This is a genomic window from Halomonas sp. I5-271120, from assembly GCF_030553075.1.
Lineage (GTDB): Bacteria > Pseudomonadota > Gammaproteobacteria > Pseudomonadales > Halomonadaceae > Onishia > Onishia taeanensis_A.
Map to the genome: position 1 here is coordinate 2,031,463 of NZ_CP130701.1, position 21,675 is coordinate 2,053,137.

Sequence of the window (21,675 nt, forward strand, 5' to 3'; positions counted from 1 at the left end):
GTCAGATCACCTGGTCGTCGCGCAGGGCGGCGAGAGCCTCGGCGTTCAGACCGAGCCAGTCAGAGAGGATGGACTCGGTATGCTCGCCGAGGATGGGGCCTACATGCCGCACGCTTCCGGGGGTGCTGGAGAGCCGAGGGAAGACACTTTGCATCGGCAGGGGCTTACCGTGGTGGTCGGGCACTTCGACGATGGCCTTTCTGGCCTGGAAGTGCGGGTCCTCAAGCATGTCTGGCGCACGAAAGACCAGCCCTGCCGGGACACCAGCATCGGCTAGATGGTCGACGATCTGCTGGGCGTCGTGTTGTTGTGTCCAAACCGCAATGACATCATCAATCGCCTGTTGGTGTTCGCCGCGCGCCCGGTGGGTGGCGTAGTCCGGGTGGTCGGCCAGTGTCGGTTGGCCCATCGCCTCACAAAGTCGGCGAAAGACTGTGTCCTGGTTGGCACCGATGATCACGTTTCGGCCATCGCGGGCCGGATAGGCGTTGGAAGGCGCGATACCTTTTAGCACGCTACCACTACGCTCGCGGATCTTTCCGGCGCGGGCATACTCGGGGACTAGGCTCTCCATCATTGCCAGCACTGACTCGAAGATGCTGCTGTCGACCACCTGGCCATGACCGGTTCGCTCACGCTGATGTAGTGCCATCATCGTGCCGAGCGCAGCGTGCAAGCCAGCCAGGGTGTCTCCGATTGAGATACCTACTCGCACCGGCGGTCGATCCGGGTGGCCGCTCAAGTAACGTAGCCCGCCCATGGCCTCGCACACCGAGGCGAAACCGGCACGCGAGGCGTAGGGGCCGTCCTGACCGAAGCCCGTGACACGCACCATCACCAGGCCAGGGTTGTCGCGGGAGAGGACGTCGTAACTTAGCCCCCAGCGCTCCATAGTGCCGGGCCGGAAATTCTCTATGATCACATCGGCGTCGCTGGCCAATTCGCGTAATAGCTGTTGGCCGCGAGGTTGGCGTAGATCCAGCGTCAGCGACTGTTTGTTACGCCCAATGACGTTCCACCAAAGAGGCTCGCCAGTGTCGCTGTCGGCTGCGCCCCATTGGCGCATGGCATCTCCCTTGCCGGGGGGCTCGATCTTGATGACCTGGGCCCCAAAGTCGGCCAGCACCTGGCCGCAATAGGGCCCGGCAATTAATTGGCCGAGTTCGAGGACCTTGATGTTGTCGAGGGGCGTTGGAGCGTGCGTGTCGTGATCACTCATTGTTGTTGTAATCCCTCTGCAGGAGTTAACGGGTCGATGCCTCCGAGGCGTCGGCGGCATCAGGAAACTGGACGTGCAGGGCACGGGCCGCGAGCAGGTGGGCGCGCATGACGTTCTCGGCCCATGTCGGGCTTCCCGCCAGGATGGCGTCTAGGATTTCCCGATGGTGGCGCATGCTGCGGCGAAGATTAGCGAGCTTGTAGTTGCCGAAGTTGCGTCGGATCACTGAGGTTCGCACCACGCTATCCAGCAAGCTGGCAAGTCGTTGATTGCCGCCGGCGAGGATGAGCTCGCGGTGAAAGTCGTGATTGAGAAGGGCGATCTCATTACGCACGTCATAGTCCGTCTCGACCCGTTCGGTAAGGTCTTCCATGCGGCTCGCCATGGCCTCGAGCCGTGCGAGACACTGCTTGTTCATATGCTCACAGGCCAGGCGAATGGCCATGGGTTCAAGTACTAGGCGCAATTCGAATACCTCACGGGCATCCTTTTCCGTCCAGGCCACCACACGAGAGCCGTGATGAGGCGTCGCTTCCAGCCAACCCTCGGAAACCAGCTCGCGCAGTGCCTCACGCACCGGGGTCCGGCTGACCTCTAGCTCGCGCGCGACACTCGTCTCCCGAACGTATTCATGTGCCTGATAGTGGCCATCGAGAATCCGCTGCTTGATGACGTCGTGCACCTTCGTGGTGGCCGTCTGGATTCCCGTTGAGGTCTGTGTCGAGGTTGCCTTTTCCATCTCGCGTCCTGTTATTGCATGCAATGTTGAGGTTAGTGTGCATTTTGAGCGCAAAATATTGGACCTTGGTCGAGATGTTGTATGCAATTTTGGTCTGTCGCGCCGGTGATATCGGCAGATTGGCTATGGTTTCCGACGCCAAGCGGCCGCTCACCTCCGCTGACCTGGTTTCAGGTGTGCGGCTCAAAAGTCGGGAGGCCCGACACTGACATCGCAGCATTCGCTCGAGCTACTCGGTATTGCCCGGGTAACTTTCGCTACGATAGCTGTTTGCCGTCATTGAAGTTTCCGTGTCGCCCTCGTCATTGAGTGGCTGGTCATTGAGTGGTGCGAACGGATAGGTGAAACCTGGCGCAGGTTGGATAAGCATGCGGTGCTGGTGGCGGAATGGGGAGGGGCATGCCGGTGGGGTCTTTTAGGTGGCAGGATATCCCTCTAGTCGTGAATGCCGATTTGTCGGCACCTCCTGAGAACGCCTCTGTCGCGTTATGAGATCCCCACCACCTCAATACCGTGCCGCGCCAGCGCGGCCTTGCGATGCTCATGGAGGCTTGGCTCGATCCAGCAGTCGCCAGAAGGCTGGGGGCATGGTGGGGCTCCATCAGACAGATCAGCTCGTGGACGGCCACATATTCGGCGATGTGGCATGGCAGCAAGACTGTCAGGGATCGCTGCGTACTGGGGCGTCGCGCTTTAAGTCCCTGGCACCCGCCTGATTCGCTCTATCACCGACGCGTAGCTGCCAGCCAGCCCGGAGTGATGCCTGGGAGCGCTAGCGCCCGACATCTTTGATAGGCAGTAGGTCAGAGTGCCCGGCCAACAGGTCTCGCAGCTAGGTCTCGTTGCGACCATCGGAAAATCCTAGGCGCACCTGATTTGCCGTTTCGAAGCTGCCGTTTGCATCGCGGCTTAGTAACATATTTCCATATATGGGCATTACCAATGGCCTTCAGGAGGTCTTCAGATAGGTTGCGTACAGCAAGCGCTGCCTTGCATATAGCCAGCTTCGCGGGGCTAAAGCCAAGTAGCTCCAGCAGTAATATGCTAAAGCTGACGTATAAACAGGAAGAACGGGGAGAGGGGGAAGCGATGCTAAGTGGGTGATAAAGCGGTATCTATCGCAGAGCGGTATTACACACCTCTTCACAAACCACATCTGTCTGTGTGGCCCACTTGCTATCTATAATCGCAGCAACGAAAAACGGCCACCGCTCGTATGAGCTAGGTGGCCGTTTTTACTATGTTCTTTGGTCGGAGTAGCAGGATTCGAACCTACGACCTCTGCCTCCCGAAGGCAGCGCTCTACCAAGCTGAGCTATACTCCGATGCTTGAGCCGTGTGGCCCAACGGAGACGCATTATACGGATCCGTTGGTGGGATGCAAGCCCTAATGGTGGTTGGCTTTTTCCGTTTTATCGGCCACTCGTATCCCATTCGCGGCTCAGGTCTGCCGGTCGACTGCCAGATGGGTCAGTTCGGCCATGGTGTCGCGATAGACGCTGGGCGGCAGGGCATCGAGTTCGGCCAGAGCCTGGTCGGCCATGGCCACGGCTCGCTCGCGGGTGTACTCCAGCGCGCCGGTCTCGCGCACGATGGTGAGCACTTCGTCGAGGTGGTCGAGGCCGCCCTCGCGGATCGCCCGTCGGATCAGCTTGGCCTGCTCGGGGGTGCCCTTGGCCATGGCCTGGATCAGCGGCAGAGTCGGCTTGCCTTCGGCGAGGTCGTCGCCGACATTCTTGCCCATCGCCTTGGCATCGCCCTGATAGTCGAGCAAATCGTCGACCAGTTGGAAGGCCAGGCCCAGGTAGCGGCCGAAGCGCTGCAGGGCGGCTTCCTGCTCGGCGTTGGCGCCGGCGAGAATCGCGCCGCTGTGGCTGGCGGCCTCGAAGAGCATGGCGGTCTTGCCCTGGATGGTCTCGAAGTAGGCGGCTTCGTCGATGTCGGGATTGCCGATATTGGTCAGCTGCAGCACTTCGCCTTCGGCAATGGTGCAGGTCGCGCCGGAGAGCACTTCCATGACCCGCATCGAGCCCACTTCGACCATCATCTGGAAGGAGCGGGAATAGAGGAAGTCACCGACCAGCACCGAGGGCGCGTTGCCCCAGGCATCGTTGGCGGTAGTCTTACCACGGCGCATGTGCGATTCGTCGACCACGTCGTCGTGGAGCAGCGTCGAGGTGTGCATGAACTCGATCAGCGTCGCCAGGGTGATGTGGCGGTTGCCATCATAGCCAAGCGAACGGGCAGCCAGCAGCACCAGCAGCGGACGCAGCCGTTTGCCACCGCTTTCGATGATGTAGTTGCCGATGGTTTCGACGAGCGGGACCCGGGAGGCCAGCTGGGCCAGGATGGTGCGGTTGACGGCGGCGAAGTCCTCGGCCACCGCCGCATGGATAGGCGACGCTGTAGGCTGCATGGGCTAGCTGCTTGTATAGAGGTGGGAGTCGGCCTTCGTGAGCACTGTGGGCCTGTATGATGGCGCTTATGCTATGGGCCCCCCGGTAGGGCGTCAAGCTGGGCGCCGTCCGGGAAATGAGGCCGACTTGCTTGACAGGTGCGAGGCGATTATAATCCCGCACCCGACTCATCATGCTCCCTGTCAGATGGCTGCCAAAAGGGGCGCCACTCGCCGCAGGTCGATGAAGAGCTCAACCCGATGAGTGTTTGGAGATACGCTATGTACGCAGTTATCAAGAGCGGTGGCAAGCAGTACCGCGTTCAGGAAGGTCAGACCCTGAAGCTCGAGAAGCTGGAAGTGGCCACCGGCGAAAGCCTGCAGTTTGACGAAGTGCTGATGGTCGCCGATGGCGATGACGTCAAGGTTGGCGCTCCGCTGGTCGAAGGTGCCAAAGTGGCGGCAGAAGTCGTCTCTCATGGCCGTGGCGATAAGGTGTCGATCATTAAGTTCCGTCGCCGTAAGCACTCCATGAAGCGTCAGGGCCACCGTCAGTGGTTCACCGAAGTCAAGATCACTGGTATCTCTGCCTAAGCGCAGCGGTTCCCCTTACAGGAGGTTTTCGTAATGGCACATAAGAAGGCGGCGGGCTCTACCCGCAACGGTCGCGATTCCGAATCCAAGCGCCTTGGTGTGAAACTGTTCGGCGGTCAGGCCGTCGCACCGGGTAACATCATCGTGCGTCAGCGTGGCACCAAGTTCCACGCCGGCACCGGCGTTGGCATCGGCAAGGATCACACCCTCTTCGCTCTGGAAGAAGGCGTGATCAAGTTCGAGACCAAGGGTCCGAAAAGCCGCAAGTTCGTGACTGTCGTCTCTGCCTGAGACGCCGCGAACCTGCAGTGAAAAAGGCCCCGCCCCGGCGGGGCCTTTTCGTATCATGACGGTAATATCCCGTCAGGAGAGTGAGAGATGCAGTTCCTCGACGAAGCCTCGGTCATCGTTGAAGCCGGCAACGGCGGCAACGGCTGCCTGAGCTTCCGGCGCGAGAAGTACGTGCCCAAGGGTGGCCCGGATGGCGGCGATGGCGGCCATGGCGGTTGCGTCTACCTGATCGGTGACGACGCCCTTAATACCCTGATCGACTTCAAGTACCAGCGCTTCTACAAGGCTCCGAACGGGCGGCCCGGTCAGGGCCGGCAGATGAGCGGCCGCGCCGGCGAGGACCTGCACGTCAAGGTGCCGGTAGGGACCACGGTGATCGACGAGGATACCCTCGAGGTGATCGCCGACGTCACCGAGATCGGTCAGGTGGTGCTGGTCGCCCAAGGCGGCCGCCGGGGGCTGGGTAACATCCATTTCAAGTCCTCGACCAACCGTGCGCCCCGCCGTACCACGCCGGGCACCGAAGGCGAGCGCCGCAACCTGCGCTTCGAGATGAAGGTGATGGCGGATGTCGGCCTGCTGGGCATGCCCAATGCCGGCAAGTCGACCCTGATTCGTGCGGTCTCGGCGGCCAAGCCCAAGGTCGCCAACTATCCGTTCACCACCCTGGTGCCGAACCTTGGGGTGGTGAAGCTCGGTCAGCATCAGCACTTCGTGATGGCCGACGTGCCGGGGTTGATCGAAGGCGCGTCCGACGGCGCCGGCCTCGGACTGCGCTTTCTCAAGCACTTGACCCGGACCCGCCTGCTGCTGCACGTCGTCGATGTGGCGCCGTTTGATGAGACCGACCCGGTGGAATCCGCCGAAGCGATCGTGCACGAGCTCGAGACCTTTTCTCAGGCGCTGTCCGAGCGGCCGCGCTGGCTTGTGCTCAATAAGCTCGACCTGCTGCCCGAAGACGACCGGCAGGCGGTGGCCGACAAAATCGTCGAACGCCTCGGCTGGCAGGGGCCGGTATTCCGTATCTCGGCAATCTCCGGCGAGGGCTGTGATTCGCTGGTGCAGTCAGTTTATCGCTGGCTGACCGAGCAGCGTCGTCTCGAGAATGAGGACGAGGCCGTCGCTGAGCACGAGCGCGAGATGCGTGAGCGCATGGAGCGCGAGTCAGTAGCGCGCACCGAGGCGCGGCTGGGCCGCAAGCGCAAAACCTTCGGTGACGACGATGATGACGATTTCGACGACGATGATTACGATGTCGAGGTCGAGTACGCGCCCTGATTGTGCGATGTCAGGTCGTGTGATGGCGGTTGGCCGCTGACGCATCGGGCAATATTGGGTCGGACCGTGTCGGACTGGGAGAGCAGGGAATGACGGGCAGTGAGCAGGCGCCGGGGCGGGATGCCCTGGCCGGTGCGCGGCGAGTGGTGGTGAAGATCGGCAGCGCCCTGTTGACCAACGACGGTCGCGGCCTCGACGAGGCGGCGATCGGCGGCTGGGTCGATCAGATCGCCGAGCTGCACCGCCGCGGAATCGAAGTGGTGCTGGTGTCTTCCGGCGCCGTGGCCGCCGGCATGGTGCGTCTGGGTTGGCAGGCACGGCCCAGCGCCGTGCATGCGCTGCAGGCCGCTGCCGCGGTGGGGCAGAACGTGCTCACCGAGTGCTATGAAGGCCACTTCGACCGGCATGGTGTGCTGACCGCGCAGATCCTGCTCACCCACGACGATCTCTCCAACCGCAAGCGCTACCTGAACGCCCGCTCGGCACTGCGGACGCTGGTGGAGCTGCGGGTGGTGCCGGTGGTCAACGAGAACGATACCGTGGTCACCGATGAGATCCGCTTCGGCGATAACGACACCCTGGGGGCGCTGGTCGCCAACCTGCTCGAAGCCGATGCGCTGATCATCCTCACCGATCAGGAAGGACTTTTCGACGCTGATCCGCGCCATAACCCCCAGGCGAGCCTGATCCCCGAGGCCCGCGCCGATGATGCGCGGCTGACGGCGATGGCTGGCGGCGGCGGTGTGCTAGGGCGCGGCGGCATGGCAACCAAAGTGCGGGCGGCGCGCCTGGCGGCTCGTTCCGGGGCGGTCACCGCCATCGCCAGCGGTCGCCAGCCCGAGGTGCTGACACGCCTGATCGAAGGCGAGCGGTTGGGCACGCTGCTGCGCCCGGAGCAGGCGCCGATTGCTGCCCGCAAGCGCTGGCTGGCCGGTCAGCTGCAGGTGCGTGGCCGCCTGACGCTGGATGCCGGAGCAGTGACGGTGCTGCGCGAGCGGGGGTCGAGCCTGCTGCCGGTCGGGGTCAAGGCGCTCAGCGGCGACTTCGTGCGTGGTGATATGGTGGAGTGCGTCGATGAGCAGGGTCAGCGCATCGCCAAGGGATTGATCAACTATGGCGCCGAGGATGCCGTGCGCATTCTTGGCAAGCCAAGCCACCAGATCGAGAGCCTGCTCGGCTACATGGAAGCCCCCGAGCTGATCCATCGCGACAACCTGGTGGTGATATAAGGTCGGATGGCGATATGGCGAAGAGCGGTGATGTGATCCCGGGTGGTGAGATAAGGCGCTCGGCCCAGAGGCCGCGCGGGCTGTAGCAAGGGCAAGGATCGCGTGATAGACTATGCCATCCTCTCAGACACGGCCCGTTTACTTTTACGGCCAAACCGGTTGGGAGCCTTGTGGTTTTCCCAGCAAGGTCAAACATTTATAAAGCGTTGCCGGCAAAACCGGTAATGATTCTCCAAGGAGATAACGGTGGCAAACACTAAACAAGCTCGTAAGCGCGCTCGTCAGTCAGAAGCTCGTCGCGTCCTTAAAGCCGGTCAGCGTTCCATGGTGCGTACCTACATCAAGCGCGTCATCAAGGCGATCCAGGGCGGCGACCACAGCCAGGCCATGGCAGAGTTCAAGACAGCTCAGCCGGTCATCGACCGCATCGCTGACAAGGACGCGCTGTCCAAGAAAAAGGCCGCTCGCATCAAGAGCCGCCTGAACAAGCGAATTAAGGCGCTGGCTGCGTAAGCCGGACGCTGACCTAGGGACATGGCCGGCGCGCCTCGCGCGCCAAGCGCTTAGCCCTCAGGGAAAAACCGGCTTCGGCCGGTTTTTTTATGGCCGAAACATTTTGTCGCCGAAGCATTTTGTCGTTAGAACATGGTGTTATGGCTGGCATCTCGCTTTTAGTTGAATCCTGGTTTTTAGTTGAATCCTAGGTTCTAGTCGAACAAAGAAGGGGCGATCGCGCGTGGCTCAGCAAGACCCCACGACATCCTCGGCGGCTCAGCCCGTCGCTCGCGCCGGCCTGCTGCGCTCGGGGCTGGTGGTCAGCGTCATGACCATGCTTTCGCGAGTGCTGGGGCTGGTGCGCGATGTGGTTATCGCCGCCCTGCTGGGGGCTGGCAGCGGTGCCGATGCCTTCTTCGTGGCCTTCAAGATTCCCAACTTCCTGCGTCGACTGTTCGCTGAGGGCGCCTTCAATCAGGCCTTCGTGCCGGTGCTCTCCGAGTACGCGACTCGCCGTACCCGCGAGGAGGTCCGCGAGCTGCTCGATGCAGTGGCCGGCAGCCTGACCGTGGTGCTGGCGCTGATCACGGCGGTAGCGATGCTCGCGGCGCCCTGGCTGGTGTGGGTGTTTGCACCAGGCTTCGGCCGCGACCCGGAAAAGCTGGCGATGACCGCCGACATGCTGCGGCTGACCTTTCCTTATCTGCTGTTGATTTCGCTGACGGCCTTTTCCGGCAGCGTGCTCAATACCTGGAACCGCTTCGCGGTGCCAGCCTTCACGCCGGTGCTGCTCAACCTGTCGTTGATCGGTGCGGCGCTGTTGCTCACGCCGCTGATGGAAGATCCGGCCATGGCGCTGGCCTGGGGGGTGCTGATTGCCGGTGTCGCCCAGCTCGCCTTTCAGGCGCCGTTCCTTGCACGGTTGGGGCTTTTACCCAAGCCTTGGCCGTCGTTTGCCCACGAGGGCGTGCGGCGTGTGCTGCGTTTGATGGCGCCGGCGCTGTTCGGGGTATCTGTGTCCCAGATCAATCTGCTGCTGGACACGGTGCTGGCATCCTTGCTGGCCGCCGGCAGCGTGTCCTGGCTGTATTACTCCGACCGTCTGGTCGAGCTGCCGCTTGGCGTGTTCGGGATCGCCATCGGTACGGTGATTCTGCCGGCACTCTCCAAGCGCCACGCCGAGCAGTCCAACGAGCACTTCGCGAAGATGCTCGACTGGGCGCTGCGTGCGGTGCTACTGCTGGGCCTGCCCGCAGCGCTGGCGCTTGGCGTGCTGGCCGAACCGCTGTTGATTACCCTGTTTCACTATGGCGCCATGACCGATCACGACATCGCCATGGCGGCCATGAGCCTGAGGGCCTATGCGTTGGGTCTGGTGGCCTTCATGCTGATCAAGGTATTGGCACCGGGCTTTTTTGCCCGCCAGGACACCAAGACGCCGGTCAAGATCGGCATCATTGCCATGGTGGCCAACATGGTCTTCAACCTGCTGCTGATCTGGCCGCTGGCACATGCCGGTCTGGCGCTGGCCACGGCACTCTCGGCTTTCCTCAATGCCGGCCTGCTGGCTCGCGGGCTGCGCCGCGAGGGCGTGCTGGTGTTCCAGCCCGGCTGGGGGCGCTTCGCCCTGCAGCTGGGCGGCGGCTGTGTGGTGATGGGGCTGGGGCTCTATCTGCTGGCGCCGAACTGGCAGGTGTGGCTCGGCTGGGGGCTTTGGCCGCGCGTCGCTACTCTGGCCGCTTTGGTGACCGGCGGGGCCCTGGCCTATTTCGCCTGGCTGGCGGCACTGGGTGTTCGCCTGCGGCACTTTCGTCTGAATGGCTAGCGTTTGAACGACTAGTGTCTGAATGGCTGGCGTCTGAACGGCCAGCGGTTAAATGGATAGCGGCTTAACGGATAGCGATCCGGCGCCCGTCGCCATGGATAGGCGCTGGACGGTCGGGCCGTTATAATCGATCCCTTTACTTGGCGCGCGAGACACGCATGCGAGTGATTCGAGGACTACACAATCTGCCCAGGGCACCGCAAGGCTGCGTGGCCACCATCGGCAACTTCGATGGGGTCCATCGTGGCCACCAGGCGATCCTCGATCAGTTGCGCGAGCGCGCCGCCAAGCTGGGGCTGCCGGTCACGGTGGTGGTCTTCGAGCCTCAGCCGCGGGAGTTCTTCGCAGGCGATCAGGCACCGCCGCGGCTTACCCGGTTGCGCGACAAGGCCCGGTTGCTTGCCGAGTGCGGCGCCGATCAGGTGCTGTGCCTGCCGTTCAATGATGCGCTGCGCAGCTTGACCGCGCGACAGTTCATCGAACGTGTTCTGGTCGCGGGCCTGGGCGTGCGCCATCTGGTGGTCGGCGATGACTTCCGCTTCGGCCGCGAGCGGGACGGAGACTTCTCGCTGCTGGCCAGGGTGGGCGAGGAGTACGGCTTTGGCGTCGAGCACACGCGCACCTTCCTGCTCGATGACGAGCGCGTTTCAAGCACCCGGGTGCGCACCCTGCTGGCGAGCGGTAACTTCGCCCAGGCGGCGCGCATGCTGGGGCGGCCCTATCGGCTCGCCGGGCGCGTGATCGTCGACCAGCAGCTTGGCCGCACCATTGGAGTGCCCACCGCCAACGTGCCGCTGCTGCCTCAGCCCTTGGCACTGCGCGGCGTCTATGCGGTGGTCACTGAACTGACCGATGGTCGCCGCCTGCCCGGGGTGGCCAACATCGGCTGGCGACCCACGGTGGGCAGCACTCGACCGGTGCTTGAAGTGCATCTGTTCGATGTGAACGAGGATCTCTACGGCCAGCGGCTGCGGGTCTACCCTTGCGCCCGGCTGCGTGGCGAGATCACCTTCGATGGGCTGGAGGCCCTTAAGCAGCAGATCACCGTCGACCAGGCCCAGGCGCGGCATTATTTCGCACGCCATGGCTCGATAGCGACGACAGCAGCGACAACGCATGAAAGCGAGGCGCGACAGGACGTTGCTGGCCCCGCTGATGACGCGGCACCTTCCGCTGCCTCCTCAATTGCACGTTCTACCGGACTTCCTCTGGCATCGGCGCCGATGGCGCGCGAAGCCGCGACTTCTGACTCCTCGGTGGGCCCGGCCCCTACCGACCAAGATGACGGCTGACCCCAAGGCTATGAGCGATTACAAGCACACACTGAATCTGCCCGAGACCGACTTCCCGATGCGCGGGATGCTGCCCAAGCGAGAGCCCGCCCGGGTAGCTCGCTGGCAGGAAATGGATCTCTACCAGCGCCTGCGCGAGGCGCGCAAGGGCCGTGAGAGCTTCGTGCTTCACGATGGCCCTCCCTATGCCAATGGCAGCATTCACATCGGCCATGCCGTCAACAAGATCCTCAAGGACATCATCGTCAAGTCGAAGAGCCTTGCCGGCTACGATGCGCCCTATGTGCCCGGCTGGGACTGTCATGGCCTGCCTATCGAACACAAGGTCGAGACCACTCATGGCAAGCGTCTGGAGCCGCAGCGGGCCCGCGAGCTTTGCCGCGAGTATGCCGGCGAGCAGATCCTGGGCCAGCTTCAGGACTTCGTGCGCTTGGGCGTGATCGGCGACTGGGACAACCCCTACCGCACCATGGACTTCGTCAACGAGGCCGGCGAGATCCGCGCGCTGGCCGAGATGGTCAAGGGCGGCTATGTCTTCAAGGGCCTGAAACCGGTCAACTGGTGCTTCGACTGCGGCTCGGCGCTGGCCGAAGCCGAGGTGGAGTACGCCGACAAGAAGTCCGAAGCCATCGACGTGGCCTTCCCGAGCGGCAATGACGCCAAGCTGGCCGCGGCCTTTGGCCTCGCCGAGCTTTCCAAGCCCGCCGCGGTAGTGATCTGGACCACCACGCCCTGGACTATCCCCGCCAACCAGGCACTCAACGTCCATCCGGAGTTCAACTACGCCCTGGTCGACGTGGGCGATCGCCTGCTGCTGCTGGCCGAGGACCTGGTCGAGAGCTGCCTCGCGCGCTTCGGCCTGGAAGGCGAGGTCGTCGCCACTACCCGCGGCGAGGCCCTCGACCTGATCGAGTTCCGTCACCCGCTCTACGCCCGTGCCTCGACGGTTCATCTGGCCGACTACGTCACCTGTGACGAGGGCAGCACCGGCATCGTGCACTCCTCGCCGACTCATGGCGTGGACGACTTCAATACCTGCCGCGCCTATGGCCTGGAATTCGATGACTTCATCAGCCCGGTGCAGGGCGATGGCGTCTACGTCGATGACCTGCCGATGTTCGGCGGCATGATGATCTGGAAGGCCAACCCGAAGATCGTCGCGGCCTTGGATGAGGCCGGTGCACTGATGGCTCACAAGACCATCACCCACAGCTACATGCACTGCTGGCGCCACAAGACGCCGATCATCTACCGCGCCACGGCGCAGTGGTTCGTCGGCATGGACGTCACCGCCCGCGACGGCCGTACCCTGCGCGAAGCGGCGCTCGACGGCATCGAGCAGACGCAGTTCGTGCCGGCCTGGGGCAAGGCGCGCCTGCACTCGATGATCGCCAACCGCCCGGACTGGTGCATCTCCCGCCAGCGCAACTGGGGCGTGCCGATCCCGTTCTTCCTGCACAAGCAGACCGGCGAGCTGCACCCGCGCACCGTCGAGCTGATGGAAGACGTCGCCAAGCGCGTCGAGGTCGAGGGCATCGATGCCTGGTTCCGCCTGACGCCCGCCGAGTTGCTCGGCGATGAGGCGGCCGACTACGAGAAGGTCACCGACACCCTGGACGTGTGGTTCGATTCCGGCACCACCCACTGGCACGTGTTGCGCCACTCCCATCCGCTCGGCCACGCCGAAGGCCCGCGGGCGGATCTGTACCTCGAGGGCTCGGATCAGCACCGCGGCTGGTTCCATTCCTCGTTACTGACCGGCTGCGCCATCGACGGCCACCCGCCGTATCGAGGCCTGCTGACCCACGGCTTCACCGTCGATGCCCAAGGCCGCAAGATGTCCAAGTCGATGGGCAACGTCGTCGCGCCCCAGGAAGTCATGGACAAGCTCGGCGCCGACATCCTGCGCCTGTGGGTGGCCTCCACCGACTATTCCGGCGAGATGGCGGTCTCCGACGAGATCTTGAAGCGCACCGCCGACGTCTACCGTCGTATTCGCAACACCTCGCGCTTCCTGCTCGCCAACCTCAACGGCTTCGAGCCCCAGCGTGACGCCGTGGCCTTCGAGGACATGCTGGCGCTGGACCAGTGGGTGGTCGACCGAGCCGCCCAGCTGCAGGCGCGCATCGAGACCGCCTATGAAGAGTATCGCTTCCTCGATGTCTATCAGCAGGTGCATTCCTTCTGCTCGCTGGAACTCGGTGGCTTCTACCTGGACGTGATCAAGGATCGCCAGTACACCACCCAGCGCGATTCGCTGGCTCGGCGCAGTGCCCAGACGGCGCTCTATCGGGTGGTCGAGGCACTGGCGCGTTGGGTCGCGCCGATCCTGTCGTTCACCGCCGAGGAAATCTACGAGAACATTCCCGGCAAGCGTTCCGAGAGCGTGCTGCTCGAGACCTATTTCGAGGGGCTCTCCACGCTTGCCGCGGACGCGCCGCTGGGTCGCGAGTTCTGGTCCCGGGTGCTCGAGGTCAAGCAGGCAGTCAACAAGTGCCTGGAAGACGCCCGCAACGCCAAGCAGATCAAGAACGGCCTGGCCGCCGAGGTGACGCTCTACGTCGATGATGCCCTCGAGGCGACCCTTGCCAAGCTCGGCGATGAGCTGCGCTTCGTGCTGCTGACCAGCGACGTGCGCCTGGCACCGTTGGCGGAAGGCGGCGCTGCTGAGGCCACCGAGCTCGAGGGCCTCAAGGTCAGCGTCGTGGAAAGCGCCAACACCAAGTGCGAGCGCTGCTGGCACCATCGCGAAGACGTGGGTAGCCACCCCGAGCACCCGGACCTTTGCGGGCGCTGCATCACCAACCTGCCTGACGGACCCGGCGAGACACGTCACTATGCCTGATCAAGAGCCATCAGCGGCTGCGCAGGCCGACCAGCACAGCGCGCCGCCGATGACGCGGCCGCTGCGCTGGCTATGGCTGTCGCTTGCCGTGATCGTCGCCGACCTTGGCAGCAAGGTGCTGGCCTCGGCCATGTTGGCCTACGCCAGTCCGGTGGAGGTGCTGCCGGTCTTCAACCTGACGCTCTTGCATAACACCGGTGCCGCCTTCAGTTTCCTTGCCGAGCACGCCGGATGGCAGCGTTGGCTGTTCGCCATCATTGCCATCGGCGCCAGTGTCGGTCTCACCGTGTGGATGCGTCGGCTGCGCGCCGGCGAGACCCTGCTGGCCGTGGCGCTGGCGCTGATCATCGGCGGGGCCCTGGGCAATCTCTATGACCGGCTGGTGCATGGCTACGTGGTCGACTTCCTGTCGTTCCACTGGGGCCAGACGTACTTCCCGGCCTTCAACCTGGCCGATGTCGCCATTACCCTGGGCGCCATCGGCCTGATCATCGAATCCCTGCGCGACGCCCGCCGCGGGCGAGCCAGTTCCTGACGGAGCCAACTAGATGAGCGAATATCGCATCGACGAGGGGATGGAAGTGACCCTTCACTTCACCCTCAAGCTCGAGGATGGCACGGTGGTGGATTCCACCCGCGACAAGGCCCCGGCGACCTTTCAGGTCGGCGACGGCAACCTGCCACCGGGCTTCGAGGCCCCGCTGTCCGGCCTCACCGATGGCGCCACCGGCAGTTACGAGATCACTCCGGAGCATGCTTTCGGTCAGCACAATCCGCAGAACCTGCAGCTGATGAAGCGTGACGACTTCGAGGGCGAAGTGCCGGAGGTGGGCATGGTGATGTCCTTCGCCGATGCCGCTGGCGGTGAGCTGCCTGGCGTGATCGCCGAGATCGATGGCGAGCAGGTGACGGTGGACTTCAACCACCCGCTGGCCGGGCGTACCCTGACCTTCGAGGTCGAAGTGATCAAGGTCGCCCCCGCGACCACTCACTGAACGCATCGCCCGGGCGCTGCCCGGGTCGCTTCTTCCCGCAAGCGATGCCCGCGGGCATCAAGGCTAGGCAAGCATGCATATCCAGTTGGCCAACCCGCGCGGTTTCTGTGCCGGCGTTGATCGAGCCATCGAGATCGTCAATCGCGCCCTCGATGTCTTCGGCGCGCCCATCTACGTGCGCCACGAGGTGGTTCACAACCGCTTCGTGGTCGACACCCTGCGCGAACGCGGGGCGATCTTCGTCGAGGAGCTCCACGAGGTACCCGACGACGTGATCGTGATCTTCTCTGCCCACGGCGTCTCCCGCGCGGTTCAGGAAGAGGCCGAACGCCGGGGCCTGAGGGTCTTCGACGCTACCTGTCCGCTGGTCACCAAGGTGCACATGGAAGTGCTGCGCTACGCGCGTCGCGGAGAGGAGTGCATCCTGATCGGTCACCACGGTCACCCCGAGGTGGAAGGCACCATGGGCCGCTACGACACCCGTCATGGCGGCGCCATCTATTTGGTAGAGAACGAGGCCGATGTGGCGGCACTCGAGGTCAAGGACCCGAGCCGCCTGGCCTTCGTCACCCAGACCACACTGTCGATGGACGATACCGCCCGGGTGATCGATGCGCTGCGCGCCAAGTTCCCCGAGATCCAGGGCCCGCGCAAGGATGACATCTGCTACGCCACCCAGAATCGCCAGGACGCCGTGCGCGAACTCGCCGCCGGCAGTCAGTTGGTGCTGGTGGTAGGTAGCCCCAACAGCTCCAACTCCAACCGCCTGCGCGAACTCTCCGAGCGGGTCGGCACACCTGCCTACCTGATCGACGACGCCGAGCAGATCGAGGCCGGCTGGCTCGAAGGCGTCGAGCAGATTGGCATCACCGCCGGTGCCAGCGCCCCCGAGGTGCTGGTCAATGGCGTGATTGAGCGCCTTCAGGCGCTGGGCGCCGAGGCCCCGCAAGAGCTCGCCGGTCGCGAGGAGACCGTCACCTTCTCGATGCCCAAGGAACTGCGCGAGCAGGTGATCGCCAGCGGTTAGCGGGACCGCCTGGGGCGCCAGGCGGACCGAGGTCAACAGGAACCGGGCTCAGGCCCGGTTTTTTGTGCCCAGTATCGTGCTTACGTGTGACGTTGCAGGCCATACTGAGACATACTGGGATGAGGCACATGACGTTTTGGTAGGGTGGGTATGCGGGTGACGCGATTGGCAAAGATGAAAACACAGTCGGGCTTTACGCTGATCGAGCTGATGATCACCGTGGCGGTGATTGCCATCCTCGCCTCCATTGCGTATCCGAGTTACACCCAGTATGTGGCTCGCGCGAACACTGCCGAGGCAAGGGCCACGTTGATGGAGGGAGCCTCGGCTATCGAGCGCTGTTATACCGAAAGCTACAGTTACACTGATTGTGACCCCGCCCTGGATGCTACCGATACATATAGCTTTGATTTCTCTTCTAGCGGTGCCTCCTCGTATTCACTAGCTGCTACTGCAAACGCGGGCGCTAATGTTGAGGAGCAGTGCTTAGCGATTGACCAGACCGGTGAGGTGACAGAGGACTGTCCCGAATCGGGTGGTTCTGGGAGCTGATTCATGGGGCAGCGAGGTTTTACCCTGATCGAACTGCTGGTAACCATGGCGGTGGCCATCATTCTGGCGACCGTCGCGGTGCCCAACTTCGTGGACATGATCAATCGCCAGCGCTTCGCGACCGAATTCAATAGCGTGCTAATTGGCCTGAACCTGGCGCGAAGCGAAGCGATCAAGCGACGTGAAACCGTCAGCTATGTGATCACAGAGCTAGGCGACACTTCTGATAACACGGGATGGCAATGGCAGGTGCAGGATGACTCCGGTGCCGTGATTCGCCAGGCTTCAGGTGGCGGAAAAATCGACTTGGAGCTTGAGGGGCCCTCCACCCTTACCTTTACTTCACTCGGTCGTATTGACGGTGGTGATTGCTATCCCGATCCATGCCGCATCTCTTTGAACGGCCAGGGAAAACCCCGTTACTACGGCATCGAGATCAGCCGCTATGGGCGTATTGCCCGGTTGGATGAGATACCTGTGGATGAAACCGACGAGGGGGGCGCTTAATTGTCGCTAAAAACATTAGGCTGCTTTCGTAAGTCTGAAGGGTTTACTCTGGTCGAAGCGCTGGTGGCGCTACTGGTGTTATCCATTGGCCTTCTCGGCGTGGCTGGCATGCAGTTAAAGGCATTGCAAAGTGCCCATGCCGGCTATCAACGCTCGGTGGCATCGCTTGCGGCGCAGGATGCTCAAGAGCGACTGTGGGGGAAGCTAAAGTCATCATTTCCCGCCTGTCCCGATCCAAATTCTGTGAATCATGAAGAATGGCAATCCAACTGGGAATTGGTTCTCCCAAATTTACAACCACTTACGTATTCGGACGAAGGTAGTTGTACGTTTACAGTAGACTTGACATGGGATGAAGGGCGTTTCGGTGGTGGGGCCGAGACATTTAGTTATACTTTTCGTCTGCCAGGCACAACATGATGGATAAGGTAAATACCTGTCGTCAGAAGGGTTTCAGTTTGGTTGAACTGATGGTCTCCATGGTCATCGGTCTGGTGATTATTCTTGGCGCTGGCCAGCTGTTTCTGAACGGCTTTCAGAGCTTTCGGCAGGTGGAAACGCTGGGTGACAAGCAGGCCGCGCTGACATTTGTGTCGGATGTTTTGGTTCGTGAGATACGCCGAGGGGAGTTCGATCCTGACCGCTATGAGCTTAGAAATGCCGAAGATGGAGAGAGCTGCACACTTTTTGACACAGTCGATGATCAGCCCATTGTTGATGGCCTGTCGGATAAGAGTGGGTGCAGTGGGAAGTTAAGTGTCACGCCAGATGCGGGCAGTGTTGACGGCTTGCATCGAGTTACCTTGACTTTGCAAGGTGAGGCATCAGCGTTCGAGTTTTATGCCATGAATCGGACGGCTGCTGTTAGTGGTGGCGGAGCCGGTGAGGATAATGACAGCGGCAACAGCGGCAACAGCGGCAACAGCGGCAACAGCGGCAACAGCGGCAACAGCGGCAACAGCGGCAACAGCGGCAACAGCGGCAACAGCGGCAACGGTGGCAACGGCGGTAATGGCGGTAATGGCGGTAATGGCAACAACGGTAAAGATGGTTGTTGGCCTCCAGGGAAATGTAAGTGAACCATTTCATGGTGAAAGATATGCCTAAACAAAGAGGCGCAGCCTTAATAGTTGTCCTTTCAATGCTGACGGCTTCTCTAATGCTTGGGCTGGTAAGCATGCAGTCTTCCATGATCGACGAGCGGCTGGCGGGAAACTACAAGGCAGCTGCCCAGGCGCAGATGGGGGCCGAGAAGGCGGCATCGGCAGGCTGGCAAGAGCTTGATGGTGATTCGAGCTTTGTTTCCAAGTCCCACTCAGATATCGAGGGTATGAGCTGGGGAGACTTTGTCGATGATAGTAATTTTGGAGACGCGAGTGATAGTGGTGATAACTGTGCCAGCCAGGTCGCCTGTCATTACCGGTATATTGTCGATGGAGGTATCCAGTATATCGTGGCCATGGGAAGTGTGCAGGCTGGTGGCAAGACAGTCGCCGAGAGTCAACCTGTTTTCGTGAAGGTTGACGTTTCTGGCTTTGGGGTGCCTTCTACTACAGTCTTTCCTGGAGGGATCGCGGCTGACGCAGATGTACAATGGCCGAACTCTAAAAACAGCAAGATGTCTGGTGGTTATATTGATGTAGGTGGGGCATCGGAAAAGGTTTATGCGCTCTCTCTCTATGAGGCTGATGGTGGGCTTAGTGCGCAAGATATCATGGGTGGTATTAATGGGAATAATAAGACGGGGCTTTCGCTAGAAGAAGGGGAAGAAACTCTGGTTGGCCAGGATTTTTCTTTTGTTGGCTTGGTTGATATTCTCCAGAGTATGTATGAAACCTATGTGGCGGCAGGAGGGAGTGCCGAAACGGATTACCCTGATATCTATTTCTATGAAAATGGCCTAGATGTGACAGGAAACACTAGCCTTGAAGGGTTGCATGTCATTCTGAATGGGGAAGTACGTATTGGTGGTAATGCGGACCTGTCTGGAATGCTTGTGGTCCTCAATGTGGATGCCGACTCCGATGAGTGGGTGACGGGAATGGCGACGAGGGCTAAGTTTAACGGAGGGGGTAATAAGGGGACTGTTTGGTTCGATGAGGATGCCGTCACGAAGTCTATATCTCCTTTTGGAATAACAGTGGAAGACCTTCTTGGTTTTAATGGTGGTGGAGCCTCAGGAGAGAAGGAGATGGAGGAGTGGTATTAGTATTTTCTTCTGTCATCAGTCGCATCGAGGGCTTTCAATAGTCGCTCGTGTTCTTCCGTAATTGCTGACAACGATACTTGCGCCTTCTTCAAAGGTGCCGCAGATCTCGAAGGTGCCGTTATGCCCACTGGTACGTCCCATGTTGTCGTAGCGAACCGGCCGATCACTCCGGCTGAAAGCGACATCCACATCACCTGAAGATTCCATGACTCGTAGTATGGTATCGCCGCTCAAGTTTCCACTGGTGGCTCTGCCTTCAATGATCACCCAGTCATGGCTCCAATTATCGAAGGCACAAGTATCATAAGGTGGCCCTGGGCTTGCACACACGGATATCGTCGCCCGCCTAGTAATCGCGGTATTGCGGGCCATCGCCAGCGCGGTCTTGATTCGCATGACCTCGGCAGCCACTTCATTCCGCGCGCTGAAAGCCTGATAGCTCGGCACAGCGACGGTGGCCATGATCACTACTACTGTAAGCGTCACCAGCAGTTCGATCAGAGTGAAGCCAGCCCTGCGATGATACCGTTGAGCATCCTCTCTCGTGCGCATGCTTCTCTCCTTCCCTGGAGTGTTCGATGTGCCGGGGCATCCTGTCCTCGGGCTGTTCTCTTTCGTTCGTTCCCCGTTCGTCCTTTACCCCCTCGGGTATTCCATTACTCTAGCCAAAACTGTCGTAAGCCAGAGCGTATTCTATTGTGAGCGATTTCCTGATTATCGGTGGTGGCGTCATCGGCATGATGACGGCATTGCAGCTGGCCGACGCGGGCCAGTCGGTGACCCTGATCGAGCGCGGCGAGTGTGGCCGCGAGGCGTCCTGGGCGGGCGGTGGCATCGTCTCGCCACTTTACCCGTGGCGCTATGGCACACCGGTGTCGCGGCTGTCGCGCTGGTCCGAGGGCTTCTACCCCGAGCTAAGCCTGCGGCTCCTGGAGGAAACCGGCATCGACCCGGAATATCGCCAGAAGGGGCTCTTGTACCTGCGCGTCGAAGACGAGGCGCGTGCCCTCGAATGGGCGCGTGAGGTCGGTAAGCCGCTGGAGCGGGTGGGCCCGGAGGTGATCTATACCAAGGAGCCCGCCGCTGCCCCCGGCTGTGAGCAGGCGCTATGGATGCCGACCCTTGGCAGCATTCGCAACCCGCGCCTGGGCCAGGCGCTGCGCGCGCGACTGGCGGCGATGCCGGCGGTGACGCTGCGTGAGCACGAATCGGTGGTCGGTCTTGAACGTGATGCAGGTGGTGCGGTGATCGGTGTCCAGACGCGAGCGGGCAGGGTCACTGCGGATCGTGTGATCGTCTGCGGCGGGGCCTGGGCGGCGCAGCTGTTGGAGAGCGTCGAGGTCGTGCTGCCGGTGCGCCCGGTGAAGGGGCAGATGATCCTCTTCAAGGCGCCGCCAGGGCTCGTGCAGCGGGTGGTGCTGATGGACGGGCGCTATGTGATTCCCCGTGGCGATGGTCGCGTGCTGGCGGGCTCGACGCTCGAAGAAGCGGGCTTTGACAAGGCGCTCAGCGGCGAGGCACGAGAGTCGCTTTGGCAGAGTGCCACCAGGATCGTGCCGGCGCTTGCTGACTGCGAGGTGGAGCATCACTGGGCCGGGCTGCGTCCCGGCTCGCCGGAGGGCATTCCGTTCATCGGCGCGGTGCCGGGGGTGGAGAACCTCTGGGTCAATGCCGGTCACTACCGCAACGGCCTGGTGCTGGCACCCGCCTCGACGCGCCTGCTGGTCGATGAGTTACTGGGCCGCGAACCAATCATCGATCCGGGCCCCTATCGACTGGAAGGCCGCCTTGGCGAGTGGCAAAAATAGCGAGCGGCGCCGGCGTCAGTTAAGGGCGGCAGCTTCGCTCCACACAGCCTGGCGCCGGGGCAAGCCCCCTTCAGTCGGAGGGGCGCTGTTCGGCAAGATACTTGTCGCGATGGGGCGTACCGCAGAACCATTCCCCCTGCTCGCGAAGGGCTTCATCCTCGGGTAGGTGCACCTGGCAATAGACGCAGCGCACCATATGGCCGCCCTCCTGGCGAGCCTCCTTGCGCTCCCATTCCTCGCGTTCCAGCTTCCAGTCGCGGTACATGCGGTAGAGCTTGAGGCCGGCCCAGAACAGCACGGCGAAAATGATCAGGCGAATGATCAACAGGTTCATCCTTTTGTGACTCCCTGGTCGGGCCGCTTGATAAGGTCTCG

At 61.9% G+C, this 21,675-nt stretch carries 22 protein-coding genes and 1 tRNA gene; 17 read left to right on the forward strand and 6 right to left on the reverse strand.

Features of this window, described 5'->3' with window-relative positions; all coding sequences use genetic code 11:
- Position 1: 1 nt before the first annotated feature.
- The 4 genes from Q2K57_RS09100 to ispB all read right to left on the reverse strand — a co-directional run bounded on the left by Q2K57_RS09100 (position 2) and on the right by ispB (position 4,374).
- A complete protein-coding gene (locus tag Q2K57_RS09100; protein ID WP_304524894.1) occupies positions 2-1,219 on the reverse strand; it encodes a CaiB/BaiF CoA-transferase family protein in 1,218 nt (405 codons plus the stop codon).
- Positions 1,220-1,244: 25 nt separating this feature from the next.
- Positions 1,245-1,958 carry a GntR family transcriptional regulator gene (locus tag Q2K57_RS09105; RefSeq protein ID WP_112056068.1) on the reverse strand — a complete coding sequence of 238 codons (714 nt, stop codon included), beginning with the start codon at positions 1,956-1,958 and terminating at the stop codon, positions 1,245-1,247.
- Positions 1,959-3,206: 1,248 nt separating this feature from the next.
- A tRNA-Pro gene (locus Q2K57_RS09110) sits at positions 3,207-3,283 on the reverse strand.
- 116 nt (positions 3,284-3,399) lie between these two features.
- On the reverse strand, positions 3,400-4,374 hold the full coding sequence (gene ispB, locus Q2K57_RS09115) for an octaprenyl diphosphate synthase (protein ID WP_304524895.1): 975 nt from the start codon (positions 4,372-4,374) through the stop codon (positions 3,400-3,402).
- A gap of 261 nt (positions 4,375-4,635) precedes the next feature.
- On the opposite strand from ispB, the gene rplU reads away from it, so the two are divergent.
- The 16 genes from rplU to Q2K57_RS09195 all read left to right on the forward strand — a co-directional run bounded on the left by rplU (position 4,636) and on the right by Q2K57_RS09195 (position 19,492).
- On the forward strand, positions 4,636-4,947 hold the full coding sequence (gene rplU, locus Q2K57_RS09120) for a 50S ribosomal protein L21 (RefSeq protein ID WP_092527040.1): 312 nt from the start codon (positions 4,636-4,638) through the stop codon (positions 4,945-4,947).
- Positions 4,948-4,980: 33 nt separating this feature from the next.
- On the forward strand, positions 4,981-5,238 hold the full coding sequence (gene rpmA, locus Q2K57_RS09125; RefSeq protein ID WP_112056070.1) for a 50S ribosomal protein L27: 258 nt from the start codon (positions 4,981-4,983) through the stop codon (positions 5,236-5,238).
- An 87-nt stretch (positions 5,239-5,325) separates the two neighbouring features.
- Complete coding sequence (cgtA, locus tag Q2K57_RS09130) at positions 5,326-6,516, forward strand: Obg family GTPase CgtA (protein ID WP_112056071.1); 1,191 nt, start codon at positions 5,326-5,328, stop codon at positions 6,514-6,516.
- Positions 6,517-6,605: 89 nt separating this feature from the next.
- Positions 6,606-7,745, forward strand: a complete 1,140-nt coding sequence (gene proB / locus Q2K57_RS09135) for a glutamate 5-kinase (protein ID WP_112056072.1) — start codon at positions 6,606-6,608, stop codon at positions 7,743-7,745.
- 246 nt (positions 7,746-7,991) lie between these two features.
- Positions 7,992-8,258, forward strand: coding sequence for a 30S ribosomal protein S20 (gene rpsT / locus Q2K57_RS09140; RefSeq protein ID WP_112056073.1), 267 nt, complete (start codon positions 7,992-7,994; stop codon positions 8,256-8,258).
- 310 nt (positions 8,259-8,568) lie between these two features.
- The gene (gene murJ / locus Q2K57_RS09145; RefSeq protein WP_304526675.1) at positions 8,569-10,065 is read left to right on the forward strand and encodes a murein biosynthesis integral membrane protein MurJ; all 1,497 of its coding nucleotides are present in this window, start codon (positions 8,569-8,571) and stop codon (positions 10,063-10,065) included.
- A 158-nt stretch (positions 10,066-10,223) separates the two neighbouring features.
- Positions 10,224-11,357, forward strand: coding sequence for a bifunctional riboflavin kinase/FAD synthetase (gene ribF / locus Q2K57_RS09150; RefSeq protein ID WP_304524896.1), 1,134 nt, complete (start codon positions 10,224-10,226; stop codon positions 11,355-11,357).
- Positions 11,358-11,367: 10 nt separating this feature from the next.
- Positions 11,368-14,202, forward strand: coding sequence for an isoleucine--tRNA ligase (gene ileS / locus Q2K57_RS09155; protein WP_304524897.1), 2,835 nt, complete (start codon positions 11,368-11,370; stop codon positions 14,200-14,202).
- The gene (gene lspA, locus Q2K57_RS09160; protein WP_112056076.1) at positions 14,195-14,737 is read left to right on the forward strand and encodes a signal peptidase II; all 543 of its coding nucleotides are present in this window, start codon (positions 14,195-14,197) and stop codon (positions 14,735-14,737) included. The genes ileS and lspA overlap by 8 nt, the downstream gene beginning before the upstream one ends.
- 13 nt (positions 14,738-14,750) lie before the next feature.
- Positions 14,751-15,197: an FKBP-type peptidyl-prolyl cis-trans isomerase gene (fkpB, locus tag Q2K57_RS09165; protein WP_112056077.1), complete on the forward strand. Its 447-nt coding sequence runs from the start codon at positions 14,751-14,753 to the stop codon at positions 15,195-15,197.
- A 73-nt stretch (positions 15,198-15,270) separates the two neighbouring features.
- A complete protein-coding gene (ispH, locus tag Q2K57_RS09170) occupies positions 15,271-16,224 on the forward strand; it encodes a 4-hydroxy-3-methylbut-2-enyl diphosphate reductase (protein ID WP_304524898.1) in 954 nt (317 codons plus the stop codon).
- A 174-nt stretch (positions 16,225-16,398) separates the two neighbouring features.
- Positions 16,399-16,776: a type IV pilin protein gene (locus tag Q2K57_RS09175; RefSeq protein ID WP_304524899.1), complete on the forward strand. Its 378-nt coding sequence runs from the start codon at positions 16,399-16,401 to the stop codon at positions 16,774-16,776.
- Between the two features lie 3 nt (positions 16,777-16,779).
- Positions 16,780-17,283 (forward strand): GspH/FimT family pseudopilin, encoded by a 504-nt coding sequence (locus Q2K57_RS09180; RefSeq protein WP_304524900.1) that lies wholly within the window; start codon positions 16,780-16,782, stop codon positions 17,281-17,283.
- Positions 17,284-17,703, forward strand: coding sequence for a type IV pilus modification protein PilV (pilV, locus tag Q2K57_RS09185; protein ID WP_304524901.1), 420 nt, complete (start codon positions 17,284-17,286; stop codon positions 17,701-17,703).
- Complete coding sequence (locus Q2K57_RS09190) at positions 17,700-18,362, forward strand: PilW family protein (RefSeq protein ID WP_304524902.1); 663 nt, start codon at positions 17,700-17,702, stop codon at positions 18,360-18,362. Before pilV ends, Q2K57_RS09190 begins: the two co-directional genes overlap by 4 nt.
- Complete coding sequence (locus Q2K57_RS09195; RefSeq protein ID WP_304524903.1) at positions 18,359-19,492, forward strand: PilX N-terminal domain-containing pilus assembly protein; 1,134 nt, start codon at positions 18,359-18,361, stop codon at positions 19,490-19,492. Before Q2K57_RS09190 ends, Q2K57_RS09195 begins: the two co-directional genes overlap by 4 nt.
- Before the next feature lie 15 nt (positions 19,493-19,507).
- Here the strand turns inward: Q2K57_RS09195 and Q2K57_RS09200 are convergent, their stop codons facing one another.
- Positions 19,508-20,044, reverse strand: coding sequence for a GspH/FimT family pseudopilin (locus Q2K57_RS09200; protein ID WP_304524904.1), 537 nt, complete (start codon positions 20,042-20,044; stop codon positions 19,508-19,510).
- A gap of 146 nt (positions 20,045-20,190) precedes the next feature.
- Here Q2K57_RS09200 and thiO point away from each other — a divergent pair, with 146 nt between their 5' ends.
- Positions 20,191-21,300: a glycine oxidase ThiO gene (gene thiO / locus Q2K57_RS09205; protein WP_304524905.1), complete on the forward strand. Its 1,110-nt coding sequence runs from the start codon at positions 20,191-20,193 to the stop codon at positions 21,298-21,300.
- A 70-nt stretch (positions 21,301-21,370) separates the two neighbouring features.
- On the opposite strand, the gene Q2K57_RS09210 is transcribed toward thiO, so the two are convergent.
- The gene (locus Q2K57_RS09210; protein ID WP_304524906.1) at positions 21,371-21,634 is read right to left on the reverse strand and encodes a PP0621 family protein; all 264 of its coding nucleotides are present in this window, start codon (positions 21,632-21,634) and stop codon (positions 21,371-21,373) included.
- Positions 21,635-21,675 lie beyond the last annotated feature (41 nt).